At 50.6% G+C, this 8126-nt stretch carries 8 protein-coding genes and 1 pseudogene; all 9 read left to right on the forward strand.

The genetic code is table 11. The features are described 5' to 3' along the window. A pseudogene (locus tag Q0X25_RS05925) lies at positions 1 to 299 on the forward strand (UDP-N-acetylenolpyruvoylglucosamine reductase); the annotation flags it as partial. 11 nt (positions 300 to 310) lie between these two features. Continuing rightward, a complete protein-coding gene (locus Q0X25_RS05930; protein ID WP_298579919.1) occupies positions 311 to 1600 on the forward strand; it encodes a cell division protein FtsQ/DivIB in 1290 nt (429 codons plus the stop codon). A 378-nt stretch (positions 1601 to 1978) separates the two neighbouring features. Next, a complete protein-coding gene (gene ftsZ / locus Q0X25_RS05935) occupies positions 1979 to 3112 on the forward strand; it encodes a cell division protein FtsZ (RefSeq protein WP_298579922.1) in 1134 nt (377 codons plus the stop codon). Between the two features lies 1 nt (position 3113). Continuing rightward, positions 3114 to 3920: a polyphenol oxidase family protein gene (locus Q0X25_RS05940; protein ID WP_298579926.1), complete on the forward strand. Its 807-nt coding sequence runs from the start codon at positions 3114 to 3116 to the stop codon at positions 3918 to 3920. A 23-nt stretch (positions 3921 to 3943) separates the two neighbouring features. Continuing rightward, a complete protein-coding gene (locus Q0X25_RS05945) occupies positions 3944 to 4696 on the forward strand; it encodes a YggS family pyridoxal phosphate-dependent enzyme (protein WP_298579929.1) in 753 nt (250 codons plus the stop codon). Between the two features lie 86 nt (positions 4697 to 4782). Then, positions 4783 to 5469, forward strand: coding sequence for a cell division protein SepF (locus Q0X25_RS05950; RefSeq protein WP_068539210.1), 687 nt, complete (start codon positions 4783 to 4785; stop codon positions 5467 to 5469). 1 nt (position 5470) lies between these two features. Next, complete coding sequence (proC, locus tag Q0X25_RS05955; RefSeq protein ID WP_298579936.1) at positions 5471 to 6277, forward strand: pyrroline-5-carboxylate reductase; 807 nt, start codon at positions 5471 to 5473, stop codon at positions 6275 to 6277. Positions 6278 to 6286: 9 nt separating this feature from the next. Next, positions 6287 to 6550, forward strand: a complete 264-nt coding sequence (locus tag Q0X25_RS05960) for a YggT family protein (protein ID WP_298579938.1) — start codon at positions 6287 to 6289, stop codon at positions 6548 to 6550. Positions 6551 to 6709: 159 nt separating this feature from the next. Continuing rightward, positions 6710 to 7426 (forward strand): DivIVA domain-containing protein, encoded by a 717-nt coding sequence (locus Q0X25_RS05965; RefSeq protein ID WP_298579941.1) that lies wholly within the window; start codon positions 6710 to 6712, stop codon positions 7424 to 7426. Positions 7427 to 8126: the final 700 nt, after the last annotated feature.

The raw sequence follows: 8126 nt of genomic DNA on the forward strand, positions 1-8126 counted from the left end.
AGATGGAAACGCATCTTGGTGAGCGTAGTATTTTGCCTTTAGGTGCTCAGAGTTGTGGGGCGCTTTTTGTAGAACCACGTGCTGCGTCGGTGAATGAATTGGTGAGACGTTGTGGTTTGCGCGGAGCTCGTGAAGGTGGCGCACAATTGCATCCTAGCCAAGCAAATTATGTGGTCAATCGTGGCGGAGCCTGCGCAGCCGATGTACTTGCCTTGATGAATCGTGTACATAGTGAAGTCCTGGCATATAGTTCCGTTGATTTACATTCCGAGCTTAAGCTCCTCGGTTTTGAGATATAGGAAAGTCACGTATGGCTCAAGACAACGCACCCAAAAAGCCAACTCCTCGTAAGCCTACCCCACGGAGCAAAGCTTCTGTGACTGGGGGTAGCAAGAAGAGCACGCCTAAGCTTTCAGCAGCTGCGAGCAGTGCAGGTTCACGTTTACCTAAAATAGGCAAACGTTCTGTTCAAACAGGACGTCTGCAAACCCCCGTCCCAGCAGCTTCGGCGACTCCTAAAAAGAAGCAAATCTTTGCTGCGCCATCTCCCGCTGCACGCCGCAGCCAGCGTCAGTCAACAACACCGTCTGATGAGGGTGCGCGGCATACCCCAACTCTCAAGAGCATCGCAATTGCGGTCATTGTATTGGCTACACTTGCTGTTATTGGAGTTATTGCGCTTACTGCTCTTTCATATACAAGCGTCTTTACTATTAACAATGTGGTGGCGACCTCTAGTGAGCATGTCTCGGATAGCAGTATTGTGCGTCTTGCTCAAGTAGAAGAGGGAGCAACGCTGCTCAATTTTGACGCTGACAAAATTGAGGAAAACATCAAGCGTAATCCCTGGGTTGCTGAGGTACATCTATCACGTGTCTTTCCTTCAACCCTCAAAATTACGGTGACCGAGCATAAGGTAAGGGCTTTGGTCATTATGAATGGCAGTGAGGTTGTGTGGTGTTTGGGTGATGGCGGCGTATGGTTAGAACCTATCTCGGTCAAAGCCGAAAGCGGCGAAAGTTTCAAAGCTGCCGTACTTAAAAAAGCTCAGAGTATGGGGGCCCTGCTTATTGCAGACTCACCGGCAAAACTCAATCCGCATGCTGGCTCTCAGGCCACAGCCGAGAGTTTGCAAGCTGCTATCAAGTTTGATGAAGGCTTTACCGAAGAGCTTACAAAGCAGATCTTGAGTTATTCTGCACCGTCTGCCGCGAGTGTGAGCTGTACGCTCAAGTCAGGTGTTACCGTTTCTTTGGGTAAAGCAACAGATATTACTGCCAAAGAATCAGTTATCTTGGCTTTGCTCAAAAAGTATCCAGGCAAGATTACCTATATCAACGTTCGTGTAGCAAGCAATCCGTCATACCGCATGATTGACTCGGATAATGTCCAAGAGGGAACGGGAGCCCTAGGTGAAGGTGCCAGCGCGGATGATTCTGTCATTGCAGCAAATGCCAGCGAATCAAAGACCCAGGGTGATGCGGGCTCTGATGGTGGTAGTAGTGCTGTGTCTGATGAGAGTGGCCAGAGCCCTGAAGACGACAATGAAAACCCTCAAGTAGATTCAAGTTCTCCAGATGAGTCAAACTCTGAAGCCTAAAGTATCTACCTTGAGACTTTTAGCACAGTTGCAACTAAAGGATTAAAAAAACGCAGGAAAACGCAGGGTAAGACTAGATAAATGAGCAAGTAAGCTGCTTTTTCCTGCAATTTCCACAATTCAAAAAATTTTGCTTGACGTGCCACCGCACATGTGCAAATATAACGCGCTTTAGAACAAACATAGAGGTCAACTTGAGGTTTAGTGTTTCTCGAGGTTTTCTAAAGCGCGTTCTGCCGCGTAAGCGGCGATGCACGGAGGCGCGGCAGAAAGAAGTGTTACATGGCAAAAAACAGGAATGTACGTAAACGCAACACACACGCACTACAGGCGCAGACGCACCAAAGAGTCGTACAACAAGCAACAGGAGGTCCTACCATGACGAACGACGATAACCTCAACAATTACCTTGCAGTCATCAAGGTGGTTGGCGTCGGCGGCGGCGGCACGAACGCTGTCAACCGTATGATCGAAGAGGGAATTCGTGGTGTCGAGTTCGTGGCCATCAACACGGACGCACAGCAGCTTGCTATTTCCGATGCTGACATTAAAGTGCACATTGGAGCTGATTTGACCAAGGGCCTGGGTGCTGGTGCTCGCCCTGAGGTGGGTTCTGAGGCTGCTGAGGATTCTCATGATGAGATCAAGGCTGCACTTGCTGGCTCCGATATGGTCTTTATTACCGCTGGCGAGGGTGGCGGCACAGGCACGGGAGCCGCACCTGTTGTTGCCGATATTGCAAAAAATGATCTTGGCGCGCTGACCGTTGGCGTTGTAACGCGTCCCTTTACCTTTGAGGGTCGTAAGCGTTCTGCTAATGCCGTTGAGGGCATTGAGCGTCTCTCTGAGAATGTCGATACCCTCATCGTTATCCCCAACGATCGTCTCCTTGATCTTTCTGAGAAAAAGACCACGATGCTCGAGGCCTTCCACATGGCAGATGATGTCCTCTGCCAGGGCACCCAAGGTATTACCGACCTTATTACTGTTCCTGGTTTGATTAACCTCGACTTTGCAGATGTCACCACCATCATGAAGGGTGCTGGCACCGCAATGATGGGTATCGGTACTGCTTCTGGTGACAATCGTGCAGTCGATGCTGCCGAAGAAGCCATTTCCAGCCGCCTGCTTGAGAGCTCTATTGATGGCGCAACGCGTGTTCTGCTTTCCATTGCTGGCAACAAGGACTTGGGTATCCAAGAGATTAACGATGCTGCAGACGTTGTCGCTAAAAATGTTGACCCTGAGGCCAACATCATCTTTGGCACCGTCGTTGATGAGAGTCTTGGCGATCAGGTTCGCGTGACCGTTATCGCTACCGGTTTTGATGGCGGTAATGTCCAAGAAAAGCTGCCCGAGATAAATGTTGACCGTAGGCCTTCTCGCCCCAGCCGTCCTGCTGTTTCTAGCTCTCGCAGCACTCAGACCACTACCCGCACCTCCACTCCTCAGCCGTCGGGCAATGACAAGGCTTTTGACATTCCCGACTTCCTCAGGAATAGCCGCATCTAGTATGCAAGCGCCGACTCTTTCCCGTCACGAGTCGTATGGTGTGACCCTGCTTGGCGATTTTGCTCGTCCTGGCGGGGTCACACTTACCTTTACGGAACGCACGGGTGGCCGCTCGCAGTCTCCCTTTGCTTCTCTTAACTTGGGAGATGCCTGTGGCGATGAGCCAAAGGTGGTAGACGCTAATCGCAAGCTTGCTCTTGAGGCATTGGGCTGTGAAGACTATGCAGATAAACTCATCAATCCTCATCAGGTTCATGGTGACCATTTAGTTGTTTTGAGTGAGCAGAGTAACGAAGCTTGGTCAGCAGCTTGTGCCGAAGCGCGAGCTGGTGCTGATGGTGTCATCTGTACCGTCCCCAATGTGCCCGTTTTGCTTTGCTTTGCGGACTGTGTACCTGTCATTCTTGCGTGCTCAGGTGGCTTTGCCGTCGTGCATTCTGGATGGCGAGGAAGTATCGCGCGCATCTCCCAAAAAGCGGTGTCGCTGCTGTGTGCACAGGCGGGCGTGTACCCCAGCGAAATCAATGCGTACGTGGGCCCACATATTGGGCGGATGGACTATGAGGTGTCTGCTGATTTGGCTCATCGATTTATAGCTGAGTTTGGTGAGGCAGCAGCAGCTGACGGCTGCCATGTGGATTTGGGCTTTGCTGTTCGTGCGGCGTTGCTTGATGGGGGAGTTATCCCTGAACGCATCGTGAGTGTTGAGGAATCAACGGCGAGTACGACAGATCGTTTCTTTTCGTATCGCGCTGAGCACGGTCACTGTGGTCGTCATGGTGCCTTAGCGTTTATGGCGGCAAAATAGTTTTCGTAGAGGAGGGAAGTGTTATGAATCCGCTTATCGATCAGAGCTACCGTGCGTCTGAGGATTACGAAACCTTCCTCGCTGCACGTCGTGCTGAAATCTTAGAGCGTATCGAGGCAGCTGCTCGACGCGCTACGAGAGATGTTGCCGAGATTTCTGCTATTGCTGTCTCAAAAACGGTTGATGTACCTCAGCTTGTTTCGGCATATATGGCGGGCTATGAATGTTTTGGTGAAAACCGTCCACAAGAGCTGAGACGCAAAGTGGGCTTGCTCGCAGAGGTGCCAGGTTTGCCGCGTCAGCGTTTTCACATGATTGGCAACCTGCAAAAAAACAAAATCAATCAGGTGCTTGACTGTGATGTTGAGCTGGTGCATTCAATATCGTCTCTTGAGCTGGCACGTGCGATTTCTAAGCGTGCACAGGTTCGAGACAAGCAGCTTGCGGTTTTGCTTGAAGTGAACGTATCTGGAGAGCAATCCAAGTCGGGGGTGACAATGGTCGAGGCGCTGACTTGCGCCAATGAAATCGCAGCTCTGCCCAAGCTTTCACTTGAAGGCTTGATGACCATGGCACCGGCAGGAAATAGAGATGAGGCGCGGCGGACTTTCTCAGGCTTACGTGAGCTTCGCGATCAGCTACATAAGGTGACAGGACTGCCTTTAGAGATACTTTCTTGTGGTATGAGCGGTGATTTTGAGATTGCCGTAGAAGAAGGGGCGACCCTGTTGCGATTGGGTCGTGTGGTGTTTAGTCCCGAATTTCATTTGGAATAGCGGGGCAGAGTACGTACGACCGTCTTGTTTAAGACGTGCTATATGAGTGAAATTTGCGGCTTGCCGCGTGGAAGAAGGAGTAGGCGATGGGTTTTCTAGACAATTTGAGGGATAGATTCCAGCAGAACCGTGGTGACGAATATTACGATGATCAGGATTACGATGATGGTTACTACGACGATGAGCCCGAAGAGAATAGCTCTGAGCACGTAGGTTTGCTTGGGAACTCCCGTCGTCCTGAGCCCGAGAGCGTCTCGGTTTATACGCGCTCTGGTCGTCCTGTTGCAGGAGGAGCCCCCGCTCAGACTGCACCAGGCTATGGCGACTATCGCAGCGAAGAGCGTAGCGCCGTGACACCTCGTCCCCGTCGTTCCTACGATGAGGACAGCTATGCTGCTCCTGCTAGCCGTGACTATGGCACGGATGCTAGTGCTGCCACGAGCAATGTGACTCCTGGCGATTTGGGTGGTAGGACTATTGCTCGTCCAAGCTCTAGCGTGCTTCCTCCCTATGTTCTCAAACCTGCAGCGTATGACGATGTTCAGATGGTTGTGCGTCGTGTCCGCACCAACCAGCCTGTTGTGCTGGTTTTCCGCAATACCAACATTGAAGCTGCCAAGCGTATCTTGGACTTCTGCTTTGGTTTGGCCTGCGGTTTGGGTGGTGCCGTTCAGGAATTGGGCGACCGCATTTTTGTTGTCCTGCCTGCTGGTATTGAACTCTCTGATTCTGATATCGAGAAACTTGTCAACGATGGTGACTTGGTGAAGTAGTATGTCTCAGTTCGATTTTTCACTTGGGGTAATAGGCGCTGGCTCTATGGGTGGCGCTATTGTGCATGGCCTGCTGGAAGCGGGGGTGCTACCTGCTGAGCGCATTTGCGTCTGCAACCCTGGTGAAGCAAAGCGTGCAGCGTTTGCCCAGCTTGGATGCCCTGTGTATGCTGATGCCACAGATCTTATGGCGGCTGATACTGATGTGGTTATTCTTGCAGTTAAGCCACAAGTGCTACCCGCCGTTATGGCAGATATTGCTGATAGTGTGGCAGGGCGCGTGTTAGTTTCTATTGTGGCAGGCATTCCTCTTGCTGTGTTAGAAGCAGCGCTAGCTGGTGCGCGGGTGTTGCGCGTGATGCCCAATTTGCCCATCCAGGCGCGCTCAGGTGCCTCTGCACTCTGTGCGGGTACATCTGCGACCTCTACGGACATTGCGCGCGTCTCAGCTATTTTTGAGACGTTGGGCGCCTGTGCACAGATGAGCGAAGCACAACTTGATGTTGAGGGTGCTGTCGTGGGTTGCAGTCCTGCTTTCTTTGCTTTGATGATTGACGCACTTACGCGTGCGGGCGTGCGTGCAGGGCTTCCCGCGACGTCTTGTCGGGAAATGTTGATTTCTACCATGGAAGGTGTCGCTCGCCAGTTGAGCGAAGGGGGAGAGCATCCCCGCGCATACATGGAAAAAGTGACATCTCCTGGTGGTACAACCGCTGAAGGCTTGCGAGCTCTGGAGCCAGCATTGGTTGAAGGCGCGTATGCTGCCGTTGATGCAGCTCTCGCGCGCACACGAGAGTTGGCTAAGTAAGGAGTGCACATGCTTGCAGTTATTTCTTTTTTGATGAAAGTGCTCGATTTTTATGAACTGCTCATCGTTGTATGGGTTATTTTGAGCTGGATTCCTCTGTCAGGTGATGGCCTTATCAGTGACGTGGCAGGGGCGCTCGATAGGATTGTTCGTCCATATGTAGGTATCTTTAGGCGTTTTATGCCAGCTTTGGGAGGTTTGGATTTTTCTCCCGTTATTGCGATGGTTATTCTCGAGGTCGTCAAACGCGGCCTTGTGGGTATACTCATATAAGCTTGCGAGCATGAGTTTTGTGCTTGCGGGCAGATGTGGGCTTTGCTTGCTTTGTGCGGTATTCAATCCGAGCATGTCCACGTGTACATGGTACTGTGCGTTCGAGTAAAATTGCTGATAGTTTGCCTTGTAAGGCATGTATAGATGAAAGGGATAGAGATGGCAATCACACCAGCCGATATCGATCAACTGACCTTCTCTCCGTCTAAGAATGGTTATGACACCGAGGAGGTTGACGCATTCCTCGATACGCTTTCCACTGAGATTGACGCAATGTTGCAAAAGATTGCTGATCTCAAGACGCGCCTCAACAATGCTGAGTCCCAGCTAGGCGCATCTCAGGCACAGGTTTCTGAGCTGCAAATTCAGCTCGAGAACGCCAATGTTGCTGCTGCCAATGCGGTTGCAGCTCCTGCACCCGTCCCTGCAGCCAGTGCACTTGCTGCTTCCGAGAGCCAGATTTCCAAGGTTTTGATTGTTGCTCAGCAAAGTGCCGACAAGCTGGTTGCTGATGCCCGCGAAAACGCTGAGTCCATTCGTAACGAGGCCGATCAAAAGGCTCGTGAGGTTATTCGTCAGGCACTTGCTGAAAAGCAGGCCGAACTTGATGAGATTGATCGTCTCAAGCAGTCCCGTGAGGACTTCCGCGGCGAGTATAAAAAACTTCTGCAGCACTTCATGGATGATGCGGATTCTGTCTTTCCTGCGCGTGCACTTCCCGCCAATGCCAAGCCTGCTGCTCCCGCACCTGCTCCCGCACCTGCTCCTGTTGCAACTCCTTCCGCCCCCCAAGATGCGGGCGCGACAGTGCTCACCAGCAGCATTGGTGCTGCAACACCGGTTATGTCTGCTAACGACTTTAATGACCTTGATTAAGTATCGAGTCTCTGTAAGCTTCTGAGACTTTTAGCTCCATAGGTGCAGTATTTCAGGCCTCGCTTCGGCGAGGTCTTTTTGTATGATGCATTTGCTTTTGATAGCGCAATACCCCTGCTTTCAGTTTGCGCGCTGCCTTTGAGAGTGATTGAGAAATACCCTCAATATGTGCAAGGAATTTTGAATGTGCTTTATAGGTGTTGGCGGTAAGGACTACTATAGAGTGGTCTGTATGCAACTTTACTTCGGAGAACACAGCTTGAAAAAGATACTCTTGGGTTCTGTCGCTTATGTAATGCGGATGTTACAAAGTTTGTACATCACAAGCTTATAAAGCCTGTATATAGAAAAGTTATTAAGCCTCTCTATAACAAGGTCATAAAGCCAGCCGTGAAGCCCTTTTATCACAAGGTAATCCGACCAGCAGCGAAGTTCATCAAAAAGAACGTTATCAAACCGACTGCAAGATTTGTAAAGAACTACATAACTAAACCAATAGCCAAGCTCATTAAAAGAATATGGAACTAGAGAAGAAAGAGAAGGATAGCCATGCTCAAGAAGATAAAAGATTTCATGAAGGCTTTACTAGGAGTGCTGCTGTGGTTACTTATGTTGTCAGCAATACCTGGATGTATCAACTTCAATCTAAAATCTAACTCAGTGTATTACGCACAACATACCCCCCATGAAAAGGGTACAG

Origin of the sequence: uncultured Olegusella sp. (assembly GCF_947253395.1) — a bacterium.
Taxonomy (GTDB): domain Bacteria; phylum Actinomycetota; class Coriobacteriia; order Coriobacteriales; family Atopobiaceae; genus Olegusella.